The following is a 24,217-nucleotide window of genomic DNA, read 5'->3' on the forward strand; positions in this document are numbered from 1 at the left end:
CCAGCCCCTCTTCTTGGAAACGGTACTTCTGTGACGAACCGAAACTGGACCCCCCACTCCTGGCGGGAGAAGCCCGCCAACCACATTCCCGACGACTACCCGGATCCTCTCGCGCTCGCTCGCACCGAGGCCGAGTTGTCGCGCCTGCCTCCCCTGGTATTCGCGGCCGAGTCACGCCGCCTGACGGCCTCGCTCGCCCAGGTCGCCGAGGGCAAGGCGTTCCTGCTGCAGGGTGGTGACTGCGCGGAGAGCTTCAAGGAGTTCACGGCCGACAACATCCGAGACACCTTCCGGCTGATCCTCCAGATGGCGGTGGTGCTCACCTTCGCGGGTGGCCGTCCGGTGGTGAAGGTGGGCCGGATCGCCGGTCAGTTCGCCAAGCCCCGCTCCAGCTCCGTCGAGACCATCAACGGGGTCACCCTGCCGGCCTATCGCGGCGACATCATCAACGGGATGGACTTCGATCCCCTCGAGCGCACGCCGGATCCGAAGCGGCTGCTCAAGGCCTATCACCAGTCCTCGGCCACGCTGAACCTGCTGCGCGCCTTCTCACAGGGCGGCTACGCGGACCTCTGCGAGCTGCACCGGTGGACGCTCGACTTCATCGCGGGCAGCCCGCAGGGCGACCGCTACCGCGGGCTGGCGGACAAGATCTTCGAGTCCCTGTGCTTCATGCGCAGCCTCTGCGTGAGCCCGGAGCACCAGCCCTCCCTGGGCCCGGTCGACCTCTTCACCAGCCATGAGGCCCTGCTGCTGAACGTCGAGCAGGCCATGACCCGCGTCGATTCCTCGACGGGGGATTGGTACGACACCTCCGCGCACATGCTGTGGATTGGCGAGCGGACGCGCCAGCTCGACGGGGCGCATGTGGAGTTCATGCGGGGCATCAAGAATCCCATCGGCCTGAAGTGCGGCCCGACGCTGGAGCCGGACGAGCTGTTGCGGCTGATCGACGTCCTCAACCCCAAGGCCATCCCGGGGCGACTGACGCTCATCGGCCGCTTCGGCGCGGACAAGGCCGCCGAGTGTCTGCCCAGGCTGATGGCCGCCACCCGGCGTGATGGCCGCCCCGTGGTCTGGTCGATCGACCCGATGCACGGCAACACGCTCAAGGCGAGCAACGGGTACAAGACCCGGCCCTTCGACCGCATCCTGTCGGAGGTGAAGACCTTCCTTCAGGTCGCCGCCGCCGAGGGCGTTCATCCGGGCGGTCTGCACCTGGAGATGACCGGGCAGAACGTCACCGAGTGCCTGGGCGGTGCCCGCGCGGTGACCGAGGACGACCTGTCCAGTCGGTACCACACCCACTGCGATCCGCGACTCAACGCGGACCAGGCGCTGCAACTCGCCTTCCTCGTGGCGGAGGCGCTCCACTCTCTCCGAGACCTCCAGGTCCGGGCGGCCTGAACCGGAGATCCTCCTTGACAGTACTGGCCGTAGGGGACTAGCTCTGCCGCGAAAATGAAAATGAGAACCAGTTTCATAATCCCCAGCGTGTCTGGGGATCATGACAGATGCGGAGGCCACGGCCTTTTCGTCCCGGCGGTGCTGCTGGCGGGGCTTCTCGTGTCCGGTCTGGCCCAGGCCCAGGCTGGAGCGCTTCAACCTGGAGGAGCGGGGGCGCCCCAGGAGTCCGGAGCGGTTCCGGCTCCTGCTCCGGCGCTCGTGCCGCCGAAGTTGCTGGAGTTCGTCCAGGCGCTGTACCCGGCCCAGGCGGAGCGCGAGCGGCTCGAGGCGAGGGTTCCCCTCCGGCTCAAGATCGACGCGAGCGGCACCGTCACGGAGGCGGAGGTGCTCGAGCCCGCCGGACATGGCTTCGACGAGGCGGCCCGCGAGGCGGCGCTCCGCTTCCGCTTCGAGCCAGCGAAGCGCAACGGCATCGCGATGCCCTCGCTCATCCTCTACACCTACGAGTTCCGTCTGCCCCAGCAGGAGACTCCTCCTCCTGCGGAAGCCGCCGAGCCCGTCGTGCCCCCCTCCAATCCTCCTGGCCCGGAGGCCGCCAACGAGGAGCCCATCGAAGTCACCGTCGAGGGCGAGTCCGAGGCGGAGCGCCGGCGCCAGTCCGCCGAGGCGGTCCAGGTCATCGAGACCGAGAACATCCAGCGCGAGGCCGCCGACATGGGAACGGCCCTGGCTCGCACGGAGAGCGTGGCGGTGCGCCGCGAGGGAGGCCTTGGCAGCCGCACGCGCTTCTCACTCGCCGGGCTCTCGGATGAGCAGATCCGCTTCTTCGTCGACGGCATCCCGCTCGAGCTGGCGGGCTTCGGGCCCAACATCTCCAACGTCCCCGTCAACCTGGTCCAGCGTATCGACCTCTACCAGGGCGTCGTGCCCATCCGCTTCGGCGCCGATGCCCTGGGAGGGGCGGTCCAGCTCGTCACCGACCAGGAGGTCCGCGGGACGAGCGCCGATGCGTCCTACGAGTTCGGCTCCTTCGACACGCATCGCCTCACGGCGGGTGTACGGCACTTCCAGGAGTCCACCGGGCTGTTCGCCCGGGCCAATGGCTTCTTCGATTACGCCAGGAATGACTATCCCATGGAAGTCCTGGTCGCCGACGAGCTGGGGAGGCCCAAGCCCACGCGCGTCTATCGCTTTCATGATGGCTACAGGGCCGCGGGGGGTGGTGTCGAAGCGGGCTTCATGGATAGGCCCTGGGCCAGGCGTCTGCTCCTGCGCGCGTTCCTGGGGACGTACGACAAGGAGATCCAGCACAACCCCGCCATGACGGTGCCGTATGGCGGGGTGGACTCCGGCGATCTCTCCGGTGGCGCCACCCTCCGTTTCGAGCAGCTCTTCTCCCAGGTGTTCTCGGTCGACGCGGTCGCCGGCTACACCTGGCGCCAGACGACCTTCCTGGATCTCGATCAGTGCGCCTACAACTGGTTCGGCCGCTGCGTCCGGGAGCTTCCGCAGCAGGGTGAAATCCAGCCGCGTGCCGTCGAGCGGTACGTGGATCAGCACACCGGTTTCGCACGGCTCAACCTGGGCTGGAATGTCTCCGAATCCCAGACGCTTCGCTTCTCGCTCGCGCCGACGTTCGTGACCCGGAGTGGCGAGGACAAGCGTCTCCGTGCCCGGCAGCAGGTCGACCCGCTCGACAGCGAGCGCAACCTGTTCTCGCTGGTCAGCGGTCTCGAATACGAGCTCGATGCCCTCGACGAGCGCCTCGAGAACATCGTCTTCGTCAAGGATTACCTCCAGCTGGCGCGCGCGGAGAAGCTCCTGCCCAGTGGTGTCTTCCAGCCTCTCGAGCAGAACACCCACGAAGTGGGCGTGGGTGACGGCGTCCGGTTCCGGCTCTCCCAGCGGCTCTACGCGAAGGCTTCCTATGAATGGGCCACGCGCCTGCTGCGTCCGGACGAGCTCTTCGGCGATGGGATGCTCATCAACGACAACCTCGACCTGAAGCCCGAGACCAGTCACAACGTCAATCTCGGACTCACTTTCGATACCGAGCAGATGCCGGCGGGCGCGTTTCGCGCCAGCGTGAATGGGTTCGGACGCCTCGCGAACCAGCTCATCATCCTCACGGGCAAGGAGAGCTTCTTCACCTACCAGAACGTCTACGCGGCCCGAGCCCTGGGCGTCGCGGGCTCGGCGGGGTGGACTTCTCCGGGGCAATACCTGGCACTTGACGGCAACGTCACCTGGCAGGACTTCCGCAACATCTCCAGCGAAGGCGACTTCGGTTCCTTCGAGGGCAGGCGCATCCCCAACCGCCCCTACCTGCTGGCCAATGGCAGTGCCCGCTTCCAGCTCGCGGGTCTGGTGAGCCCTCAGGACGAGCTCTCGCTGACGTGGCACTCACGCTACATCCACGAGTTCTTCCGTTCGTGGGAAGGCGCGGGCACCCGGGACAGCAAGATGGTGATTTCCTCTCAACTGCTGCACTCGCTCGCCCTCTCCTATGTCACCCGCGCCGCGCCCACCACGCTGAGCTGGACGGTCGACGTGCAGAACCTGACCGACGCGCCCTCTTTCGACTTCTACGGAGTACGGCGCCCCGGGCGGAGCATCTTCGCCAAGCTCACGGTGGCGCTCTGATTTCGCAGGACCCCCAGCAGTACGACTCAAGACAGCAGAAAGGCATCTCACGTGAAGCTCGCGACCCCTCTTCGCTCCCTCCGCTTCGTCACGGCGCTCGCCCTCCCTCTCCTCGCGGGTTGTGAGCCCGACGACACGAACAACCCGGACGGCGGGAATGGTTCCAACACCCCGCTGTATGCCATCACGACGCAGATCCTCACGGCCGATGAGCCCGTGAGCTACGTCCTGCTGACGGACAAGGTGGACCACGCCGAGTCGCTGGTGCTGGATGACAAGGCCATCGAGGTTCCCGGACGCGCGCTCGGCGTCGGCATCCAGAAGTCGGGCCACCTCTACGTGGCTGGAGACGAGGGCCCCACGGTCACCCGTTATACCCTGTCGAGCGCTGGACGCCTGGAGCAGTCGGGCGTGGTGAGCTTCGAGGGCAAGGGTGTGTCGTCGATTGGCGAGTACCAGAGCCAGTTCCAGTTCGTCTCGCCGACCAAGGCGTACTACTTCGACGGGCGCACCTCGCAGGCCATCGTCTGGAACCCCACGGACATGACGGTCACGGGGAGCATCAACCTCACTGGCATCTCCGTCGAGGGCGCGATCCTGACCTTCTCCGCGGTGCCGATCCGCCGCGAGAACCAGGTGATCATGCCCCTGGGCTGGCGCCCGGCCACGGGGATTGGCATCGTCAAGCAGGCCGGCGTGGTCGTCATCGACACGAGGACCGATACGGCGACGATCGTGAAGGATGATCGCTGCGGCTACGTGCGCGAGGGCGTCGTCGGTCCCGACGGCATGGTCTACATCGCGACGGAGGTGTACGGCTCGGCGGTGCGCCGGATGGCGGGCGAGAACACGCCGGTGCCTTGCGTGCTCAAGTTCGATCCCCAGACGCTCAAGTTCGATCCTTCCTTCTTCGTGGAGCTCAGCTCGCTCGCCAAGGGGAGCACCGCCGGTACGCTGTTCCCCGGCTCCAATGGGAACGTCTACCTGCGTGTCCTCGATGAGACCGTCTACACGGTGAAGGACGGAACGCACCCCCGGCTCGTGGCGAGCGCCCCGGCGTGGAAGTGGTGGAAGGTCCAGTTCAACCCCCTGTCCGCCACCCCCGTCGAGTCGCTCCCGGCGAGCTCCGGCAGTGCCTTCCTGTACCAGGCCGACGACCGCATCCTCTTCTCCGAGTTCACGAGCGGGTCCGCGTCGACGAACCTCCGTGAGCTGACGGACCAGAGCGGGAAGGTGACGACGAACTTCCAGGGCGTCGCCTTCTCCTTCCTCCAGGTTCGCTGAGCCGTCCAAGCGACCTGTTCTCCGCCGCGGGGCGTAGCCGGCTGGCTCACGTCCCGCGGTGGCTCCGCCCATCGCGGAGGTCATGACCCATGGTAAGGACCCTCACCGAGGAAGGAGGACGACGATGCCCATCGTTGAAATGATCAAGAATGTCTTCGTGCAGTGGGGCGCCAACTGGGTCCTCTGGCTGCTGTTCGCGCTCTCCCTGGGGAGCGTTGGTATCATCGTCGAGCGCTGGTTCGTCTTCCGCGGCAAGCAGGATGTCCTTCGCGAGCTCTCCGACACCCTCGAGGAGACGCTCTCGAGCGGGGACTTCCCCGGGGCGCTGGCGAAGCTTGAGAAGCGGACGTCTGTCGGAGCGGTGGTGGCCCGGGCCGGGCTCCGCCTCGCGCCGCGGGGGCTGACCGCCGCCGACAAGGGCATGCAGAGCGCCCTGGCCATCGAGCGCTCCACGTTGGAGAACCGCCTGGCCTATCTGGGCACCCTGGGAAACAACGCGCCCTTCATCGGACTCTTCGGGACCGTCATCGGCGTCCTCCTCGCCTTCGAGGCGCTCGGCCAGACGACGGGGGGACGCACCGGAGGGGTGGCCTCGAACCTCGTGATGGGCGCCATCGCGGAGGCCCTGGTGGCGACCGCCGTGGGCATCGGTGTCGCCCTGCCCGCGGTCGCGGCGTATAACTACTTCCAGCGGCGGATTACCCGCATGCTCTCGGATGCCGAAGCGCTCACCAACCTCGTGCTGGCCTATGTGTCCGCCCGGGAGAAGAGCGCCGGAGCGGCCGGGAAGGGAATGGACTAGTCATGGCGGGTGGAACGCAACCACGCGGCGGGCTGATCGAGGGAATCAACGTCACGCCGCTCGTCGACATCACGTTGGTGCTCCTCATCATCTTCATCGTCACCGCGAAGATGATCGACAACCAGGCCCTGCCCCTCGACCTGCCCCAGGCCTCCCAGAGCGAGGAGCTCCAGACGGTTCTCGCCATCTCGATCACCGCGGACGGTAGGATCCAGGTGGATGGAGCGGACACGGATGCAGCGGCCTTGCGGGACAGGGTGCGTCAGGCGCTCGCGACGGACCCGGAGCTTCGTGCCGTCATCCAGGCGGACGGAGCGGTTCCCCACCGGCAGGTCATCTCGGTGCTCGACCAATTGAAGGAGGTGGGGCTCACCCGCGTGGCCTTCGGCACGGTCCGTCCGGAGCCAACGGAGGATGGGCGTGCGAACCCCTGAGCCACCCCCGGAGCGCGAGTCCGGCGCCGAGAGCATCGCGGAGATCATCCTCGGACCCGTGAAGCCGAGGACGCCGGGCGTGCTCGTGTGGGCGGCGGTGGCGACGGTGTCCCTGCACGGTGTGGCGGGCGTGTTCGCATGGCGGGTGTGGCAGGAGGGGGCCTCGCGCGCTCCGCCGGTGGCCGCTCCGAAGCCGCCGATCCGGGTCGATCATGTGGTGGACCTGCGACCCCAGGCCATTCCCGAGCCTCCTCCTCCCGTGTCTCCCCCAGCTCCGCCTCCGCCGCGGCAACAACGGCAGCGAGCGGCTCGGGCCGAGACGCCACCGAGCCGCGCGAAGCCCACCAACGCGCCTCCCTCTTCCGAGCCCGCTCGGGCCGGAGAGGTCGTCGCCGTGAAGGAGGGGGAAGCGCCCCTCGACTTCACCGGATTCGACATCGTGAGCGGTCAGGCCGAGAGCTATGCCGGAGGCGTGACGGCTTCCAACGGAAGCTCCGCGCGGGCGGTCGAGGCCGTCGCTGGCTCCGGAGACGATGCCAATGGAACCGGAACGAGCAGGGCCCGCCCCATCCGGCTCCCCGCGCGCAACTGGGACTGCCCCTGGCCGCGTGAGGCGGACACGCTGCGCATCAACGAGCAGACGGTCGTGCTGCGCGTCGTCGTGACTCCCGAGGGCCAGGTGACCTCGGCCGAGCTGGTGTCCGATCCGGGCCATGGTTTCGGCCAGGCGGCGCTCGCCTGTGCGCGGGGGGCGCGCTTCGACGCCGCCCTCGACCGGGACGGCCGTCCGTACGCGGCCACCTCGCCGCCGATCCGGGTCCGGTTCAAGCGTCGGTGAGGGGGATGACGGGCCGTCGCCCCCTGGCTGATTCGTCGGGAGGCTCCTAGAGTCGCCTCGTATGGACATGCCCGAGTTCATCGAGGTGCGGCGGCCGCGCTGGGAGAAGCTGGAGTCCCTGCTCGACAAGGCGGAGGGGCAGGGTCTGCGCGCCCTCGAATTGGAGGAGGCCCGCTCGTTGGGCAAGCTGTACCGCGCCGTCTCCAGCGACCTGCTCTGGGTGCGCGCGCGCAGCGGCTCGGCGGACGTGAGCGCGTACCTCAATGACCTGGTGGGCCGGGCCTATGCGATTACCTACCCGGGCCAGCGGCCGCGCTTCGCGGACGTGTGGGGCTTTGTCGCCCGGGGCTTTCCCGCGCTGATGCGTCAGGAGTGGCGCATGTACGCGGCGTCGGTGCTCCTGTTCCTGGCGGGCGCGGGCTTCGGGTACCTGGGCATGCTGGTGGACCCCGACGCGGCGCCCTACCTCGTCCCCGACCAGCACCTGGGCATGGACCCCATCAAGCGCGCCGCCGAGGAGGCCGCGGGCGATGGCATGTCGGTGGGGCAGCAGGCCCAGTTCACCACCTTCCTCTTCACGCACAACATCCAGGTGGCCTTCCTCGCCTTCGCGCTGGGCATCACCGTGGGCGTGGGCACGGCGCTGATGCTCTTCACCAACGGGCTGATGCTGGGCGCGCTCGCGCAGGTGTACACAGCCAAGGGCATGGCTGGCTGGTTCTGGGCGTGGATCCTCCCCCACGGCATTCCGGAGATCACCGCCATCTGCATCGCGGGCGCGGCGGGCTTCGTCATCGCCCGGGGTCAGATCGCTCCGCGCGGTCTCCCTCGAGGCATGGCGCTGCGCCAGGAGGCCGTACGCGCGGTGAAGCTCCTCTTCGGCACGCTCGCGCTCTTCGTGCTCGCGGGCTTCATCGAGGGCACCATCTCGCAGATCCACCCGCCGAAGCTCTCGGTGGCCTTCAAGGTCTCCTTCGCCCTGACGGTGGGCCTGGGCGTCTACGCGTACCTGTGCTCGGACTGGATGAGAGGGGCGCGTAGGGCCGCCGCGGATGGAAGCGGCGCGTCGTAGAAAAGCAGCTTCATGAACGTGGTAGTTTGTCTGTTCGAGGGGCGCACCACGGCATGGACAACGACATCACGGATCCGTCTCCGTCAGGCACTCCAGGGCTTCCTCTCTCCCGGGGAAAGAGCGTCGCTGGGCGTTTCATCATCGAGGATCTGGCTGGGCGTGGCGGCATGGGCTTCGTCTACCGGGCCAGGGATTGCCTCTCCGACCGGCCCGTCGCCCTCAAGTTCCTGCACGTCATCGACTCGCCGGAGGTGGCCTACCGCTTCAACCGCGAGGCCGTGCTGCTCTCCGAGCTGTGCCACCCCGGCATCGTCTCCTATGTCGCGCATGGCACCACCGAGGCGGGCCAGCGCTTCCTGGCCATGGAGTGGCTCGAAGGCGAGGACCTGGCTCAGCGTCTGAGCCGCCAGTCCCTTGGCCTCTCCGAGGCCCTGGCCTTGCTGCGCCGCGCCGCCGAGGCGCTCGTCACCGCGCACCAGCAGGGCATCGTCCACCGTGACCTCAAGCCCTCCAACCTCTTCCTGCGGGGAGGCCGTCCCGAGGACGTGGTGCTGTTGGACTTCGGCATCGCCCGCACGCGCTCCCTGCTGGCGGTGACACGCCCCGGCATCGTGGTGGGCACTCCGGGCTACATGTCGCCCGAGCAGGCCTCCAGCCAGCCAGACACTCCCCCCAGCGCCGACATCTTCTCCCTGGGCTGTGTGCTCTACGAGTGCCTCACGGGTCAGCCGCCCTTCGCCGCTCCCCACTTCGCCGCCGCGCTGGCCAAGATTCTCTTCACCGAGCCCGCTCCCCTGCACACGCTGCGCGCCGATCTGCCCCCGGGCGTGCAGGTGCTGGTGGACCGCATGCTGGCCAAGGACCCGCGGCGGCGGTTGCTGGATGCCTCCACCCTGCTGGAGGCGCTCTCGGCGCTGGAGTCCGTGCCGGAGTTGTTGTTGCCCCGTGGCATGGAGGACTCGCGTCCCCCCAGCCTGGCCGGGGCCGAGCAGCAGCTCGTCAGTGTCTTGCTGGTGTCCCTGTTGGGCGTGCAGCCCGATGAGCAGGGCCCGGTGGAGCGGGCCTGGGCCTCCTCGCTGGATGCGCTGCGTGTGGCGCTCGCTCCCCTTGGCGCCCGGGTGGAGTTGCTGGCGGACGGCTCGCTGGTGGCCACGCTGGTGCCAGAGCGCGGCAGTGCCACGGATCAGGCCGCCCTGGCGGCCCGGTGCGCGCTCACCTTCAAGGAGCGCTGGCCCGAGGCCGCCGTCGTCCTGGTCACGGGCCTGGGCGTCATCAATGAGCACCTGCCGGTGGGTGATGCCATGGACGGGGCGGGGCGGCTGTTGCGCCAGCTCGAGCGGATGCCCGCCTCCTCCTGTGTGGTGTTGGACGAGGTGACGGCCGGATTGCTGGGGCCCGGCTTCCAGCTCTCGCGCTCCTCGGCGGGCACCTTCCTGCTGCAAGGCGAGCAGCTCAGCGCCGATGCGTCCCGTCCGCTGCTGGGCAAGCCCACCCCCTGCGTGGGGCGCGAGCAGGAGCTGGCCCGGCTCGACTTCACGCTCGACTCCTGCATCGAGGCGCCAGCCGCCCGGGCCCTCCTGGTGACGGCCCCCGCGGGCGTGGGCAAGTCCCGGCTGCGCCATGAGTTCCTCCGCCGCATCGAGCGCCAGGAGCAGCGGGTGCTGGTGCTGCTGGGGCGGGGAGACCCCATGAGCGCGGGGGCCTCGTACGGCCTGCTGGGGCAGGCGTTGCGGCGGCTGTGCGGCATCGTGGAAGGGGAGAACCTGGAGGCACGCCGGACCCGGCTGTACCAGCGCGTGGCCCGGCACCTCCCCGAGGACGAGGCCCAGGATGTCGTCGAGTCCCTGGGCGAGTTGTGCGCCATCCCCTTTCCCGGGGAGGCGAGTCCACGCCTGCGTGCCGCGCGCGGCGATCCGCGGCTGATGAGCGCTCAGGTGAGCCGGGCGCTGGTGTCCTTCCTGGGCGCGGAGTGCACCCACCAGCCGGTGCTGCTGGTGTTGGAGGATCTGCACTGGAGCGATGCGCTCACCATCAAGCTGGTGGACGAGGTGCTGCGGGAGCTGGCCGGACGGCCATTGATGGTGCTGGCGCTGGCGCGGCCCGAGGTGAAGGAGCTCTTCCCCGGGTTGTGGTCGCCCTCCCTTCAGGAGTTGCCGCTCCAAGGCCTGAGCCGCAAGGCCAGTGCCCGGCTGGCGCGCGAGGTGCTCGGGTCGCGGGTCTCCGACACCGTCGTGCGGAGGGTCGTGGAGCAGTCCGACGGCAACGCGCTCTTCCTGGAGGAGCTCATCCGCGTGGCGGCCGAGGGACGCGGGGAGGCCGCGCCGGAGACGGTGCTGGCGGTGCTCCAGTCGCGTCTGACACGGATGGAGTCCGGGGCCCGTCAGGTGTTGCTGGCCGCCAGCTTCTTCGGCCGCACCTTCTGGGCTCAGGGGGTAGGGGAGTTGTTGGGCCGGCAGGACGCGACGGACATGCTGGCGCAGCACCTCCGGCAGCTCGTGGCGCAGGAGGTCATCGAGCCACAGCCCGACAGCCGCTTCCCCGGCACGGTCGAGTACCGCTTCCGGCACGCGCTCGTGCGGGACGCGGCCTATGGCCTGGTGCCCGACCGTCACCGGCTCACGGGCCACGGTTTGGCCGGCGCCTGGCTGGAGCGGATGGGGGAGACCGACCCGGTGGTGCTCGCCACGCATTACCAGCTCGGGCAGCAGCTGGAGCTCGCGGCCCATTTCTATACCCGGGCCGCCGAGCAGCTCTTCGAGCGCAATGCCTTGCAGGGATGTCTCCAATGTGTGGAGTCGGCCCTGGCCTGTGGCGTGGGCGGCGAGGCCCAGTCCCGGTTGCGCGCGCTCCAGGCCGTGGTGGCCATCTGGCTGGAGCAGATCCAGAGGGCGCTGGAGCTCGGAATGCCGGTGGTGTCCGAGTTGAAGGCGGGCAGCCGGTTGTGGTGCAGGTTGATGGGAGGACTGATTCTCGGGACCGGGCAGGACGGTCAACAGGAGCGGGCGGTCAGGCTGAGAGAGCTCCTGCTGCGCACCTCTCCGGAGCCCGAGGCGCTCGCCGCCTATATCGAATCCGTTGCCCTGCTGGGTCTCACCATGGCCTGGTCCGGTTCGCGCCAGGGAATGGAGCAACTGCTCGGGCGCATCATCGAGGTGGGCGCGGACATCGTGAGCGATGATCCGGTGGCGCGTGGCTGGATGAGATTCATGCAGGGCTATTTCCTTCACCTCATCGAGGCCAGGCCCTGGCAGGCCTTCCTGGTGGCCGAGCTGGGCATGCGGGACTTCCGGGAGATCGGCTCCGAGCGCAACGCGAGCGCGCTGGAGACCCTGTCGGGGATGGCCCTGGACGCACTGGGGGCATTGCCCGGGGCCTTGGAGCGGCTGCGGGATGCGGTCGCCATCTCCCTGCGGACGGATCAACGTCTCGTGGGAGCCCACGCCCGGCATCATCTGATCCAGGCGTTGGCGGGCAGCGCCGATCCGGAGCATCAGCGCGAGGCGCGGGAGCTGGTTCGCGAGTGGATGGGAAATGGAGACTTCCTGTCCTTCAAGCAGGGCACGGCGCACGCGATGCTGGCGAAGGTGGTGGCGGCCAGCGGCGAGCTCCATGAGGCCGAGGTGTATGCCCGCAGGGCCTGCGAGCTCCTGGAGCCGTTCCTGTCCTACCTGGTCTATGCGCGCACGGTGCTCAGCAACGTGTTGCTCGCCCAGGGGCGCGCCACGGAGGCCCGGCAGGTGGCGGACCTGGGTGTGCAGGACGTGGCGCGCATGGGCAGCTGGGGGGTGTACGCGGTCGCCATGCACCTGGCGCTGACGGAGGCCTGCTTCGCGGAAGGGGATGAGTGCACGGGGGAGATGGCCCTTCGGGAGGCCTATGAGTGCGTTCGAGCGCGCGCCGACGACATTCCAGACCCCGCGGCGCGCGAGCGCTTCCTGCGCCAGGTGCCCGAGAATGCTCGCACCCTCGCGCTGGTCCGCCAGCGCTGGGGCGAGGCCACGGCGTAGGACGAGCGGCGTTGGTGGGTGCACCCCGCCCAGCGACGCACAGTAGAAAAGGGCTTCACGACCCGACTCGGCGGGTCGTGAGTCTTCACTCGCGGAGAATCCATTCCGGCGGTTCGTCGTGTTAGCCTTTTCCCATACATTGGGAGGCGCATTCGCTCCTTTTTGGAGCGGTGGCCGCTCCGGCGACTGCGGGAGGGCACAGACGTACATCATGGACAACGACAGCACGGAGCCGACGGTTCCCCACAAGGTCCAGCCCCAGTTCCTTCTTCAGGGGCTCGTCATCGCCGGCCGCTTCACCCTCGAGGCGCTGGCGGGTCGTGGAGGCATGGGGACCGTCTACCGCGCCACGGATTCCCACTCCGGACGGCCCGTTGCCATCAAGCTGCTGCATGCCGTGACATCTCCGGAGGTGGCCTACCGCTTCAATCGCGAGGCACTCCTGCTCTCCGAGCTGAGCCACCCCGGCATCGTCTCCTACGTCCACCATGGAACCAGCGAGGCGGGGCAGCCCTACCTGGCCATGGAGTGGCTCGAGGGGGAGGACCTGTCGAAGCGTCTGGCCCGTCAGCCTCTCACCCTGCCCGAGAGCCTGCGCCTGCTGCGCTGCGTAGCCGAGGCGCTCGCCACGGCCCACGCACAGGGCATCGTCCATCGTGACATCAAGCCCTCCAACCTCTTCCTGCGCGGGGGCCGTCCCCAGGACGCGGTGCTGCTGGACTTCGGGCTGGCCCGTTACACCACGCGCTCCCTGGTGGCGGTGACGATGAGCAACACGGTGCTCGGTACAGCGGGCTACATGGCACCGGAGCAGGCCTCCAGCCAGCCGGAGATTTCTCCCGCCGCGGACATCTTCTCGCTGGGGTGCGTGCTGTATGAGTGTCTCACGGGCAGGCCGCCCTTCGATGCCTCGCACTTCGCCGTCGCGCTGGCCAAGATTCTGTACGCTGAACCGGCCCCGCTGAACACGCTGCGCGCCGACCTGCCTCCCGACTTGCAGGTGCTGGTGGACCGGATGCTGGTCAAGGATCCGCGGCGGCGGTTGCCGGACGTGGCCAGCCTGCTGGAAGCACTGACGGTGCTGGAGTCCGTTCCCGAGCTCGTTCCACCGCGGGCATCGAAGCAGTCGCGCTCTCCGGGCCTGGGTGATGCCGAGCAGAAGCTGGTCAGTGTCCTGTTGGTGTCCTTCGAGCCCATGCGGGGCGGGGAGTCGGGCGGGCATCTGACCCAGGGCTTCGCCCTGCGCGACTCGTTGCGCCCGGCGCTCGCGCCCTATGGGGCCCAGGTGGAACTGCTGGCGGATGGCTCGCTCGTGGTCTCGCTGGTGCCGGAGCGGGGGACTGCCACGGATCAGGTGGCGCTAGCGGCCCGGTGTGCGCTCACCCTCAAGGAGCGCTGGCCCGAAACCACCGTGGTGCTGGTCACCGGCCGCGGCGTCTTCAACGAGCGGTTGCCGGTGGGCGATGCCCTGGACAGGGCGGGGCGGCTGCTGCGCCAGTTGGAGCGGATGCCCACCGCCGCTTTCGTGGTGATGGATGAAGTGACGGCTGGCCTGCTCGGGTCGGGATTCCAACTCTCTCGCTCTTCCGAGGACTTCTTCCTGCTGCAGGGAGAGCAGTCCTGGACCGACGAGTCCCGTCCGCTGCTGGGCAGGCCCACGGCCTGTGTGGGCCGGGAGCAGGAATTGGCCCTGCTGGATTTCACCCTCACGGCTTGCATCGAGGAGCAGGCGGCCCGGGCCGTATTGGTGACGGCCCCTCCGGGCATGGGGAAGTCCCGGCTGCGCCACGAGTTCCTCCGTCGCATCGAGCGCAGGGAGTCACGGCCCCTGGTGCTGCTGGGGCGGGGGGATCCCATGGGCGCGGGAGCCTCCCATGGTCTGCTGGGTCAGGCCCTGCGGCGGCTGTGTGGCCTGGTCGAGGGGGAGTCGCTGGAGGCGCGCCGGGGTCGGCTGTTCCAGCGCGTGACCCAGCACCTGCCCGAGGACGAGTCCCAGGATGTTGTCGAGTTCCTGGGTGAGTTGTGCGCCATTCCGTTCCCCGAGGAGGACAGCCCGCGCCTGCGCGCCGCACGGGGAGATCCGCGTCTGATGAGCACGCAGCTGGGTCGGGCGCTGACGGCCTTCCTGAAGGCCGAGTGCACCCACCAGCCGGTGCTGCTGATGTTGGAGGACTTGCACTGGAGTGACGCGCTCACTATCAAGCTGGTGGACGAGGTATTGCGCGAGTTGGCCGAGCACTCCTTCATGGTGCTGGCGCTGGCGCGGCCCGAGGTGAAGGAACTCTTCCCGGGCCTGTGGTCGAGGCGATTGCAGGAATTGCAGCTCAACGGCTTGAGCCGCAAGGCCAGTGGCAGGCTGGTGCGTGAGGTGCTGGGACCGAGGATGACCGACTCCGTCGTGCAGAGGGTCGTGGAGCAGGCCGACGGCAACGCGCTCTTCCTGGAGGAACTCATCCGAATGGTGGCCGAGGGGCGCGGGGAGGCTCCGCCGGAGACGGTGCTGGCGGTACTGCAAGCGCGCTTGATGCGGATGGAGCCAGGGATGCGCCAGGTGCTGCTGGCCGCCAGCTTCTTCGGCCGCACCTTCTGGTCGGGTGGGGTGAGAGCGCTGCTGGGTCGCCAGGGCGAGGACGAGTCGTTGGAGATGCACCTGCGGCAACTCGTGCGACAGGAGGTCATCGAGCCGCAGCCTTCCGGGCGCTTCCCTGGCCTGGACGAGTATCGCTTCCGGCACGGGCTGGTGCGGGATGCGGCCTACGGTCTGGTGCCCGACAACCATCGGGCAATGGGCCACCGTCTGGTGGCGGCGTGGCTGGAGCGGATGGGAGAGCCAGACCCGCTGGTGCTCGCCACGCATTACCAGCTGGGGCAGCAGTTGGATCATGCCGCGCTCTTCTATGCCCGGGCCGCCGAGCAGCTCTTCGAGCGGCACGACCTGCAGGGGACGATGCGCTGCGTGGACGAGGCCCTGGCCTGTGGTGTGAGCGGCGAGCCCCTGGTCCGATTGCGTGCGCTGCAGTCCGTGGTGTGCTTCTGGAGGGATGAATTCGCGAAGCTGCTGGAACTGGGGGGCCCGGTATTGGAGGGGTTGAAGGCGGGCAGTCCGTTGTGGTGCAGGCTGGTGAGCGGGCTCATCATCGCGAACGCGCATGACGGCCGCCACGATCAGGTGGCCAGGCTGAGTGAGCTGCTGTTGCGTACCAATCCGGAGCCGGAGGCGGTCGCGCCTTATGTTGAGTCCATCGCATTGATGGGCGCGGCGGCCATCTGGTCCGGTGCTCGCCAGAAGGTGGAAGTCCTGCTCGGGCGGTTGTTGGAGGTGGGCCCCGAGGTCATGGCGCGAGACGCCGTGGTGCGTGGCTGGATGGGGTTCTTGAAGTCCCATCTGCTCTACCTCCTCGAGGCCAGGCCCTGGCAGGCCTTCTTGGTGTCGGAGCAGGGCTGGCGGGACTTTCGAGACATCGGTTCGGAGCGGGAGGTCATCCTGCAACAGGCACTCTCGGGCGCGATGTTGGTCTCACTGGGGGACATTCCTGGCGCGGTGGAGCGCCTGCGCGCGGCCGTGGCCGTCATCCAGGGCAAGGAGTTGCACCTCGTGGGCACCCATGTGCAGCTCTATTTGCTCCAATCGCTGGCCAGCAGCCCGGAGCCGGCACATCGGCAGGAGGCCCTCTTGCTGGCGAGGGAGTGGGTGACTCATACGCTGGTCATCGAACGGACGAACAGCGAGAATTCCTTTTCCTTCAGGCGCGGCATGTCGTGCGCCATGCTGGCGCATGTCATGGCGGGCAATGGCGAGTTGCGCGAGGCCGAGTCCCATGCACGCATGGCGTGTGCTCAGCTGGCGCCGTTCCCGGCCTATCTGATCTTCGCGCGGACGACCCTCGCCTCCGTCCTGCTGGCCCAGGGGCGCGTGGCGGAGGCCCGGGCGGTGGCGGCGCTCGGTGTGCGGGAGTTGGAGCAGATGGGGAGCGAAGGCGAGTACGCGGTATCCATGTACCTGGCGTTGGTGGAGGCCTGCTTCGCCGGGGGGGACATCGGGGCGGGGGAGGCGGCCTTGCGCAAGGCCGTGCGGTGCGTGCGAGCGCGTGCCGACGACATTCCAGAACCAGCCACGCGCGAGCGCTTCCTTCGTCGGGTGCCCCAGAACGCCCGTATCTTGGAACTGGCCCGCCAGCGCTGGGGCGAGGCCGTGGCGTAGGGCCTACAGAACGCCGCGTGTCTCACACATGCTCATGTCCTCTTCAGGGGAGAGGTTCAGGCTTCCTCGTCAGGAAGGAGCGTTCGGAGCAACTCGTCGTCCGGACCGAGCGGGCGCCAGCCAGGCGGCGGCGGCGTGGCGAGGAGTGTTGCCATGACATGCCTGGCGCGCTCCTCATGGGTATCCGGGGTGAAGGCACTCCACGAGCCGAGGGCGATGGCAACCTCCAGACGAGCTTCGTCGTCCAGCACGGCCGGCCAGCCGTCGGGGAGGCTCTCCCACAGCTCGCGCACGAGTTGTCCGCGCACCAGACGTGTGAGCCGATGGCTTCGCTCCGCCTCGGCCACCAACCCGCTGAACACCTGCACCGCGTTGACTTCGTCCCCGCCAAGCTCCTGGGCCAGTTCCACCAGCGGGAGGGTAGGGCGCGCCTCTGCGAAGGCTGTGAGCGAGTCGTAACCACGCTCGCGGACCCGCTCGTACAGGCGGACCTTCCAATCGCCCTCCCAGGAACGATCCTCGCTCATGCTCCTCTCCAGGGAGTAAAGGCCACCGGAAGATTATGGCGCTTCATCTCCCTTGCGACGATCCTCAGGATGGTATTGGGCGTCAACATCCGGCCAGCGACGGTCTCGGCGTCGTGCAGCGCCTTCATGATCATCTGGTTCCATTCGCCGGGCCATGTGCGACCCAGGCGCCAGTCGCCACCGCCATGGAGCGCCTCGTGTTTTGCTTGCTCCATGCTGACGCAGAACTGGTCGATGCTCATGTCGCCGGTGAATCCGCGCTTCTCGAACCACTCTCGGAACTCTCGCGGCAGGACGTGGTGCTGAGGTGGCTCGGCCATGCCGGCTCCCGCTCTGCCTGTCACACGCATGCCTCGCACCTCGGGCCCGTCGCCGAGCGCCTCGCGCACGCCTCGCGGCAGGTCCTGGTTCGATTCGGACATCAGCACCTGGCCGGCGTGTATCCGCACAGCGGCGCTGACGACGGATACGGAGATGACGCCCGCCTGTACGAGCCGGCGCATCATCTCCACCCACTCAGCGGAGACGACAATCCGAGTGCCCATCATCACACCATCAGCTCCCATCACGAGGCCGACACCGAGTGTGGCGGGAGCGGTCGGCGGCAGCCGAGGCAACGACACTCTCATCGCCGACAGAAGAGTGAGCATCTCCATGCTCTGCGCCGCCGCCATGAACTGCCTTCCGCGCTTCTCTGCTACGCGCACGGCTTGTCGGGTTTTATCGAACTCGCCGGTGAGGTGGCCGATCAGCGCGGGGAGGTCGGCCGCCGCTGCTTCGACCTGTCCAGGGTTCAATGAGGAGAGGGCTGTCATGGCGGGCTCGAGCATCTTCTGCGAATGGTCCAGGTCCATGAGCAGCTTCTCCACACTGTAGAAGGGGCATTGCTGGAGCACGACGTCAGTGAGGTTGAGGAAGTCGAGCCATGCGGCGAGCAGGATGGAGCCCAACATGGCGGCTTCGAGGCGTGGGCCTGCGAGGCGTAGGAGGGCGAGCTCCATTTCCGGGTCATCCACCTCCGAGGCGGTGTTGGCCAGCCGGGTGGCTGCAGCGAGCTCGGCGTCAATCCATCGCAATTGACGTTCACCATGACTGACGTAGGGGACAAAGAGGCCGGCGGCTCGGCCGGCGATTCCCAACTTGCTGGCCTTGAGTCTGGAGAGCTCGCCAGCGATGCGGCGCGTGGTGCCCGATACGTCGAAAATGGCACTGAAGACCGCTTGACGGGCCTGTGTGGATGCAAGTGGCGAGGAGGGTGGGGATGCGAGGCCGTGCGGAGGCTCCTTGCTCGGCCCTTGGGCCAACGCAGGCGCCGCGGTCTCGCGAGGTGTGTAGCTCAGGCTCGTACCCCGGCCGAGCGGTGACGTCAGCGGCACGCAGCCGGTGGACTGCAGAGCCATGGTGAGCAGCAGCCCCACCCACCTGGCCCGTGGCGAGTCAGTGTGCATTGTCTGTTCCCAGGCCCACGAGGGCGAATGAGCCTGTCCTGGCGTCAAGGACGGCTCGGAGCCCATGGTCAGTCGAGGCCCTTGGCGCCTACAGCACGCCGCGCGCCTTGATGTCCAGGTAGCGGTTCACCGCGGCCAGGCTCAGCTCATCCGGCTGGACGTCGAGCATCTGCACTCCCCCGGAGCTCACCTTCGCCTTGAGTGCCTCGCGGTCCGTCAGCAGCTCGCTGGCCACGGCCTGTTGGAAGGCCTGCTCGGCGCCCGAGGGCGGCGTGCGCAGCAGGTTCGCCAGCGCCGTGTCCCGTACGGACAGACACAGGGGCACGTGTCGCCGCGCCAGCCGGTGCAGCGGCGCCACCATCGTGGAGGCCTGCTCCTCGTCGAGGAAGTCCGTGAACACGCACAGCAGGCTGCGCCGCGTGAGGCGCACGTTCAGCTCCTTGAAGAGCGCCAGGTAGTCCACGTACGTGAGGCTCGGTGTCGTGGAGTAGAGCGTGTCCAATATCTTCCGGTACTGCATTCGGCCCGCCGCCGGAGGCAGGTAGGCCTTCACCCCGTCCGCGAACACCGCCAGCCCTACCCGGTCCCCATTGCGCACCGCCACGAAGGCCAGGAAGAGCGCCGCGTTGACGGCATGGTCCAGCTTGGTCAGCCCGTCCACCTGCGCCGCCATCGAGCGGCCCGCGTCCACGCAGATGAGGATGGACTGCGAGCGCTCGGACTCCATCACCCGCGTCACCGGCCTCGTGCGCCGCGCCGTGGCCTTCCAGTCCACCTCGCGCACCGAGTCTCCCTGCGCGTAGTCCCTCAGGCGCGCGAACTCGCTGCCCCGGCCGTCCCGCCGCAGCTGCCGCAGGCCCAGGTTCACCAGATCCAACGCCGCGCCGGACAGCAGCAGGCGGCTCGCGCCCCGCAGGTCCGGGAACACCGACACCTTCTGCTCCGCGGGCACATGCCGCTCGTGGAAGACGAGCCCCAGCGGCCCGCGCACCCGCACGTGCACATCCCCGAAACCGAACCTGCCGCGCTTCACCGGCGTCACCCGGTACACCCAGCGCGTCTGGCTGTCCGGAGGCAAGTGCAGCGGGGCCTCCTCGGGCTCGGCGGTGAAGGACTCGGGCACGTCGTCGCGCACCCGCACGTCCACCGCCTGCCCTCCCCGGTGCACCAGCAGCAGCTCCACCTTGTTGGGCGCCCCCACGGACAGACGGGCCGGCAGCTTCCGGCTCACCTCCAGACGCACCCGGCGGGCCAGCAGCAGGTCCACTCCCGCGAGCGCCAGCCCGAGCGCGTCCAACACCAGCACCACGCCGCCGAGGCCCGGGAAGAATCCCGCCGCCATCATCGGCACGGCCAGCAGGCACAGCAGCACCCACAGGCGCCCGGTGGGAATCACCGCGGGACCTCGATGGACTGCACCACCTCGCGCAGCACGTCCGAGGGCGTGGCCCCGTCCAGCTCCGCGTCCGGCGACAGCAGCAGGCGGTGCTTCAACACCGGCGCGGCCAGGAAGCGCACGTCATCCGGCGTGACGAAGCCCCGGCCGCGCAGCGCCGCCAGCGCCTTCGAGGCCAGCAACAGGTGCACGCCCGCGCGAGGCCCCGCGCCCAGGCGGATGCGGCTGGAGGTCCGCGTGGCCGCCACCAGCTTGCGCACATAGGAGAGCACCGGCGGCTCCACCGTCACCTCGTTGAGCGCCGCCCGTGCCGCCAGCAGTCCCTCCTTCGTCACCGCCGCTCCCACGCCCGCGCGCGTCAGGTCTCCCGAGTCGAAGCCCCGGTGCACCGAGGCGAGGATGGCGTCCTCCTCCTCGGGCGCCGGGTAGCCCACGTCGATCTTCAGGAGGAAGCGGTCGAGCTGCGCCTCGGGTAGCGGGTAGGTGCCCTCGGACTCCACCGGGTTCTGCGTGGCGAACACCGTGAAGAGCGGTGAGAGGGGCATGTTGCGGCCCTCCAGCGACACGGCGCGCTCCTGCATGGCCTCCAGCAGCGCGGACTGTGTCTTGGCGGGGGCGCGGTTGATCTCATCCGCCAGCAGCAGGTCCGTGAAGATGGGGCCTCGCACCAGCACGAAGGACTGGCTCTTCAGGTCGAAGATGCTGGTGCCCAGGATGTCGGCGGGCATCAGGTCCGGGGTGAACTGGATGCGCTTGAAGTCCGAGCTGACGCTCCTCGCGAGCGCCTTGGCCATCAGCGTCTTGGCCACGCCCGGTACGCCCTCCAGCAGCACGTGGCCGCCGGCGATGAGGCCGACGAGCATCAGCTCCAGCGGCTCGTCCTGGCCGACGACGGCCTTGCGCACCTCGGAGAGCACGCCCTCGCGGATGGCATGGGCGGCGGCCACGGCGTTGCTGGCGGCGGTGGACGGGTGGGGGGCGATGGTGGGCAGGGTCATGACTCCTCGGCTCTCGACATGGCGGGCTCGCCCGGCGGCGGCCCGGAAGGATGGATGCGCTGGCGCAGCATCGCGGCGCGCGTGGCCAGCTGCTGCAAATCACTCTCGGTGTCGGTGGACTCGGCGTTGCGGGCGATGGCGCGCAGGCCGTTGGCCAGGTCCTCCCGCCCGCGCGCCGCCAGGCTCTCGGCCACGGCCTTCGCGGGGGCGTGCGCGGGCAGGCCCGCGTGCAGGGCCAGCTCCTGGGTGAGGCCACGGGTGATGAGGCCAGCGGCGAAGGCGTGGTGCCGCCCCTCGCGGTACAGGCGGCTCATGGCGAAGAGGGCGTCGGTGGCCCCCACGCGCACGGCCTCGGGCGGCGGGCGCGGCCGGCCGAAGCGCTTGAGCGCCACCGCCCACAGGCTCAGCCCCAGCAGCAATTGCGCTACCGCGAAGTGCAGGCCGTAGCGGCGGGCGAAGTCCACCAGGGAGCGCTCGTTGGTGAAGCCGTGGTGGTGCTCGTCGAACTCGTAGGGCCCCGGGCCCAGTGCCCTCAAGGCGCTCAGCCAGAACTGCGCGTTGTCCGCGCGCGCGAGCGCCTGGTTCATCGCCAGCTCCGGCGCGCCCACCACCAGCACCTTGCCCGCGCCGTAGGGCACCACCGCCGCCACCGTCAGTCCCAGCGGCTCGTCCTCGAGCAGCGGCACGGCGCCCGTCTCGGGCAGCGTCAGGTAGGCCTGCACCTTCGCCTCCACGCGCTCCACGCCCAGCGTGTACGGGCTGGACAGGGGCGGGACGAGCGTGCGCATGGGCAGCGAGGTGTCCGCCTTGCGGAGCTTCACCCCCACCGCGTCCAGCAGCCGGTTCTCCTTCGAGCCCCAGGGGACATAGACGAGGTGGTGTCCCTCGCGCACGTGGTCGAGCAGCTTCTCCGTCTCGGTCTCGCTCAGCTCGGGCACGTGCAGCCGGTTGAGGCCGTGGCGCGGCACCTCCTCGTCGTCCTCCTCCTCATCCGAGTCGGAGGCGAGCGCCGTCTCGTCCGGGTCGTCCTCGCGGGCATCCTCCACCTCCACCGCGAGCAGCACCGGCGAGCCCGTGCCCTGGACGATCTGCAGGTCCGCGGTGCGCCGGAGGACGGGCATGCCACTCTCCTCGGCGAGCAGGTAGAGGCCGCGCGCCCCGTCCGGCTGGGCGCGCCAGGTGGAGAGCGTGTCGGCGAAGCCACCCCGGGCCGCGCCGCGCACCAGCCACGAGCCCAGCAGGGCGGTGACGATCAATCCCCCCACCACCAGCAGCGGGAAACGGTCACGCACTGGCGGCCTCCGGGGTGGCGGGGGTGGACAGCAGCGGGGCGCACAGCGCGCGGAAGTCGCGGTAGCCGTCCGAGCCCACCGGCAGGTTGCCGTACCAGGCGAAGTCGAAGCGCAGCGTCAGCTCGCGGAAGGGGGGCACCCACTCGCGGCGGCCCTTGAACTGGCGCAGGTAGTCCCAGTTGCTCAGCGTGGTGTCGTAGTGGATGACGCCATCGCGGTGCAGTCGGGAGAGCAGGGCGAGGTACAGGCTGCGCACCGCCTCGCGGTACTCACCCCGGGCGGCCAGCTCGTCGGCGAGCTGGGCCCAGCCCTCGGGTGGGCGGGAGAGGGCGTTCGTCGGATCCGCCGCCAGTGTCGTCGCGTCCTGGGTGCTCACCTCGAGCCGCGCGCCCTCGTCCTTCGCGTTCTTTCCGAGCGCCTTCAGCAGCACCAGCGCGAGCACCACCAGCACCCCGGCGACGAGGACCACCACCAGCACGTTGGCCACGTTCAGCCCGCTGAGGCCGGACCAGTTCGGGGGCTTCGCCGGAGCGGGCTCGTCCCGGTCGAAGAGCTTCTTCAGCCAGTCCCCCAACCATTTGAGGAAGCGCTGCCAGGGGCCCTCGGGCTCCGGCTCGGTGGGGGCCTTCTCCTTCTGCTCCTGGGGGTCGGGCACCTGGAACTCGGGTCGCGCGAGGATGTCCCGGGCGCGAGCCTGGGAAGCCCGTGCATCCGCCTGGGCCTTCTCCAACTCCGCCGTCTGCTGCGCGAGGGTGACGCCCTGCTCGAGCCGCTCCATGGCCCCGCAGTCCTCGTCCTCGTACACGCTCTCCTCCACGCCGTGCACGAGCCGCTGGAACTTCCGGGCCTCGGCCGGGCTCAGCGAGGCGAGGGTCTGCTTCCATGAATCCGTCGCCTCATGCTCGCAGAACTCGGCGAGGCTCTCCAGGCGCTGCTCCGTCTCCGCGAGGGACTCGGGTTCCTTCGACTGCTGCGCCCGTGCCGGCGTGGCCAGCAGGCAGGTTCCCACGAGCGCGAGCAGGACGAGCGCCGCGCTCCGGGCTCCCGCGCGTCCAGCCGGCAGCCTCGAGGGCAACTGTTGCACCGCCGCCAGCAGGTCCAATCCTTCCTGGCGGACCCGCCCATCCACCAGCAGCAGCGTGGCGGTGGCGGCCCGCAGCGGCTCGAAGAGGGTGAAGGTGACGGCCACGAGGAAGACGAGCCAGGGCGTGTTGTCCAGCGAGGCGAAGCGCTCGGCGAAGGTGAGGTCGATGCCGAGCAGCTTGCGGCCGACGTAGAGCAGGGCGTTGACGCCGACGTGGAGGTTGAAGAAGACCAGGAACTGGACCAGCAGCAGCAGGCGGACCCCGGTGGCTCCAGAGCGCGCCGGGCCGAGCATCTTCGAGCACATCCCGTACAGGCCCAGGGGGCTGCCGCGACCCTGCATGGTGGCGGCGAAGCCCACCAGGTGCGCGGACAGGAAGAGGAAGGCGGAGCCCAGCGAGAGGGTGAGCGTCAGCAGGTTGAAGAGGAAGAGGTAGGCCACGGTGCACAGGAGGCTCGGTGCGCGGGCCAGCGCGGCGCGCAGCGAGCCCCACGCCGTGGGCTCTCCCGGGCCCTGGCCGAGCAGCAGCTCCTGCACGTGGTGGCAGGCGGCGCCCTGGAAGAGGCCCCGGACGAGCCAGGCCAGGGTGAACCCGAGCGCGGGCAAGGACAGCGAGCGGTGGTTGGTGACCGCGTCCGTCAGGTGCATCAGGGCGGCGGTGACGAGCGCTCCGCCGGGCAGGGTAAGGGCCCACACGCCGGAGCCGCGCACGCACACGCGCAGGCCCGCGTCCAGGATCGCCACCGCCCCTCGGGGGCGCAGCTCGAGCGCGGAGACGGCCATG

15 protein-coding genes are annotated in these 24,217 nt (G+C 69.1%); 9 read left to right on the forward strand and 6 right to left on the reverse strand.

The annotated features are described in order from the left end of the window. Positions 1 to 30: 30 nt before the first annotated feature. From JRI60_RS16105 to JRI60_RS16145, 9 genes are all read left to right on the forward strand, one after another. The gene (locus JRI60_RS16105; RefSeq protein ID WP_204226747.1) at positions 31 to 1,407 is read left to right on the forward strand and encodes a class II 3-deoxy-7-phosphoheptulonate synthase; all 1,377 of its coding nucleotides are present in this window, start codon (positions 31 to 33) and stop codon (positions 1,405 to 1,407) included. Positions 1,408 to 1,494: 87 nt separating this feature from the next. Then, entirely contained in the window at positions 1,495 to 4,050 is a 2,556-nt protein-coding gene (mxcH, locus tag JRI60_RS16110; protein ID WP_239470548.1) for a TonB-dependent siderophore myxochelin receptor MxcH, read from the forward strand. 51 nt (positions 4,051 to 4,101) lie between these two features. Beyond that, positions 4,102 to 5,334: an MxcI protein gene (locus JRI60_RS16115; RefSeq protein ID WP_204226749.1), complete on the forward strand. Its 1,233-nt coding sequence runs from the start codon at positions 4,102 to 4,104 to the stop codon at positions 5,332 to 5,334. Between the two features lie 124 nt (positions 5,335 to 5,458). Beyond that, the gene (locus JRI60_RS16120) at positions 5,459 to 6,136 is read left to right on the forward strand and encodes a MotA/TolQ/ExbB proton channel family protein (RefSeq protein WP_204226750.1); all 678 of its coding nucleotides are present in this window, start codon (positions 5,459 to 5,461) and stop codon (positions 6,134 to 6,136) included. 2 nt (positions 6,137 to 6,138) lie between these two features. Beyond that, positions 6,139 to 6,570, forward strand: coding sequence for an ExbD/TolR family protein (locus JRI60_RS16125; protein WP_204226751.1), 432 nt, complete (start codon positions 6,139 to 6,141; stop codon positions 6,568 to 6,570). Continuing rightward, positions 6,557 to 7,408, forward strand: coding sequence for a TonB family protein (locus JRI60_RS16130; RefSeq protein WP_239470549.1), 852 nt, complete (start codon positions 6,557 to 6,559; stop codon positions 7,406 to 7,408). The genes JRI60_RS16125 and JRI60_RS16130 overlap by 14 nt, the downstream gene beginning before the upstream one ends. A 61-nt stretch (positions 7,409 to 7,469) precedes the next feature. After that, positions 7,470 to 8,480, forward strand: a complete 1,011-nt coding sequence (locus tag JRI60_RS16135) for a stage II sporulation protein M (RefSeq protein ID WP_204226753.1) — start codon at positions 7,470 to 7,472, stop codon at positions 8,478 to 8,480. 53 nt (positions 8,481 to 8,533) lie between these two features. Then, the gene (locus tag JRI60_RS16140) at positions 8,534 to 12,487 is read left to right on the forward strand and encodes a serine/threonine-protein kinase PknK (protein WP_204226754.1); all 3,954 of its coding nucleotides are present in this window, start codon (positions 8,534 to 8,536) and stop codon (positions 12,485 to 12,487) included. Positions 12,488 to 12,698: 211 nt separating this feature from the next. Continuing rightward, positions 12,699 to 16,688: a serine/threonine-protein kinase PknK gene (locus JRI60_RS16145; RefSeq protein ID WP_204226755.1), complete on the forward strand. Its 3,990-nt coding sequence runs from the start codon at positions 12,699 to 12,701 to the stop codon at positions 16,686 to 16,688. A gap of 56 nt (positions 16,689 to 16,744) precedes the next feature. Here JRI60_RS16145 and JRI60_RS16150 read toward each other — a convergent pair whose 3' ends face one another. The 6 genes from JRI60_RS16150 to JRI60_RS16175 all read right to left on the reverse strand — a co-directional run bounded on the left by JRI60_RS16150 (position 16,745) and on the right by JRI60_RS16175 (position 24,216). Further along, positions 16,745 to 17,215: an NUDIX hydrolase gene (locus JRI60_RS16150; protein ID WP_204226756.1), complete on the reverse strand. Its 471-nt coding sequence runs from the start codon at positions 17,213 to 17,215 to the stop codon at positions 16,745 to 16,747. Next, complete coding sequence (locus JRI60_RS16155; RefSeq protein WP_343213409.1) at positions 17,212 to 18,633, reverse strand: DUF2380 domain-containing protein; 1,422 nt, start codon at positions 18,631 to 18,633, stop codon at positions 17,212 to 17,214. Before JRI60_RS16155 ends, JRI60_RS16150 begins: the two co-directional genes overlap by 4 nt. Positions 18,634 to 18,751: 118 nt before the next feature. After that, the gene (locus JRI60_RS16160) at positions 18,752 to 20,059 is read right to left on the reverse strand and encodes a DUF58 domain-containing protein (RefSeq protein WP_204226758.1); all 1,308 of its coding nucleotides are present in this window, start codon (positions 20,057 to 20,059) and stop codon (positions 18,752 to 18,754) included. After that, positions 20,056 to 21,057, reverse strand: coding sequence for an AAA family ATPase (locus JRI60_RS16165; protein WP_204226759.1), 1,002 nt, complete (start codon positions 21,055 to 21,057; stop codon positions 20,056 to 20,058). Before JRI60_RS16165 ends, JRI60_RS16160 begins: the two co-directional genes overlap by 4 nt. After that, positions 21,054 to 22,349, reverse strand: a complete 1,296-nt coding sequence (locus tag JRI60_RS16170; RefSeq protein WP_204226760.1) for a DUF4350 domain-containing protein — start codon at positions 22,347 to 22,349, stop codon at positions 21,054 to 21,056. Before JRI60_RS16170 ends, JRI60_RS16165 begins: the two co-directional genes overlap by 4 nt. After that, positions 22,342 to 24,216, reverse strand: coding sequence for a DUF4129 domain-containing protein (locus JRI60_RS16175; protein WP_204226761.1), 1,875 nt, complete (start codon positions 24,214 to 24,216; stop codon positions 22,342 to 22,344). The genes JRI60_RS16170 and JRI60_RS16175 overlap by 8 nt, the downstream gene beginning before the upstream one ends. Position 24,217: the final 1 nt, after the last annotated feature.

Source organism: Archangium violaceum (assembly GCF_016887565.1).
Taxonomy (GTDB): domain Bacteria; phylum Myxococcota; class Myxococcia; order Myxococcales; family Myxococcaceae; genus Archangium; species Archangium violaceum_B.

What these genes read in the sequence shown, in the direction of transcription:
- JRI60_RS16120 (WP_204226750.1), top strand. Translation starts at nt 5,459, where the DNA reads ATGCCCATCGTTGAAATGATCAAGAATGTCTTCGTGCAGTGGGGCGCC.
- JRI60_RS16125 (WP_204226751.1), top strand. Translation starts at nt 6,139, where the DNA reads ATGGCGGGTGGAACGCAACCACGCGGCGGGCTGATCGAGGGAATCAAC.
- JRI60_RS16135 (WP_204226753.1), top strand. Translation starts at nt 7,470, where the DNA reads ATGGACATGCCCGAGTTCATCGAGGTGCGGCGGCCGCGCTGGGAGAAG.
- JRI60_RS16140 (WP_204226754.1), top strand. Translation starts at nt 8,534, where the DNA reads ATGGACAACGACATCACGGATCCGTCTCCGTCAGGCACTCCAGGGCTT.
- JRI60_RS16145 (WP_204226755.1), top strand. Translation starts at nt 12,699, where the DNA reads ATGGACAACGACAGCACGGAGCCGACGGTTCCCCACAAGGTCCAGCCC.
- JRI60_RS16150 (WP_204226756.1), bottom strand. Translation starts at nt 17,215, where the DNA reads ATGAGCGAGGATCGTTCCTGGGAGGGCGATTGGAAGGTCCGCCTGTAC.
- JRI60_RS16165 (WP_204226759.1), bottom strand. Translation starts at nt 21,057, where the DNA reads ATGACCCTGCCCACCATCGCCCCCCACCCGTCCACCGCCGCCAGCAAC.
- JRI60_RS16175 (WP_204226761.1), bottom strand. Translation starts at nt 24,216, where the DNA reads ATGGCCGTCTCCGCGCTCGAGCTGCGCCCCCGAGGGGCGGTGGCGATC.